Source organism: Geodermatophilus sabuli (genome assembly GCF_010686765.1).
GTDB classification, from domain to species: Bacteria; Actinomycetota; Actinomycetes; order Mycobacteriales; family Geodermatophilaceae; genus Geodermatophilus; species Geodermatophilus sabuli_A.
In genome coordinates this window covers 1-644 of the sequence record NZ_JAAGWF010000070.1, presented here as the reverse complement: position 1 = coordinate 644, position 644 = coordinate 1, and the positions used below count along the sequence as shown (strand labels likewise).

Genomic DNA, 644 nt, shown 5'->3' with positions numbered 1-644 from the left:
CAGGACGAGGCGGGTGAGGGTGGCGTCGCAGGCCAGCCAGCGGGCGCGGGCGGCGGACAGGGTGGCCCCGAACCCGGTGTCGGCGACTCCGGGCCCGGTCCCCTCCTCGGCCAGGTCGGCGAGGTCGAGGGTGAGGATGACGTGCGGTTTGACCGTGCGCAGCACCGGCAGCCGGCCGGAGGCCAGGGCGGTGTCGGCGAGTTGGACGAGGGCGTCGCCGAGGGTCTGGGCGCGGGTGCGCCGGTCCCCGGCGACCCGGCCGGCGGCGGCGATGGCCTCCAGCGCGGCGGCCAGTTTCTCCCCGCCCACGCAGTCCAGCTCCCCGCGGATGGTCAGGGTGCCGTCGGGGTGGCGGGCCAGGGTCAGGGCGCGCCCCTCGGTGGGATCGGGTTCCACGCCGTCGGGGTCCAGGCGGGTCAGGTAGTGCCCGACCACCCGGGCCAACGGCACCGGCGGCCGACTGGCCGCGGTGTCGGCGAGCACCGCGTCGACCTCGGCCAGGTCCACGCCCTGCTGCGCGGCGGCGGTGAGCCGCTCGGGGGTGGTCACCGGCACCACCACGGTGACCTGCTCGGCGGTGATGGTGCCGGCGGCGAAGGCGGCCGCCACCGCGGGCAGGTGCTCCAGCGCGCGCCCGGCGCGGA

The 644-nt window shown here is 78.3% G+C and carries 1 protein-coding gene; it reads right to left on the bottom strand.

Annotated features, from left to right (window positions below; translation table 11 throughout):
- The coding region (locus GCU56_RS23030) for a DUF222 domain-containing protein (RefSeq protein ID WP_163484504.1) at positions 1–644 on the bottom strand (644 nt) is incomplete at both ends.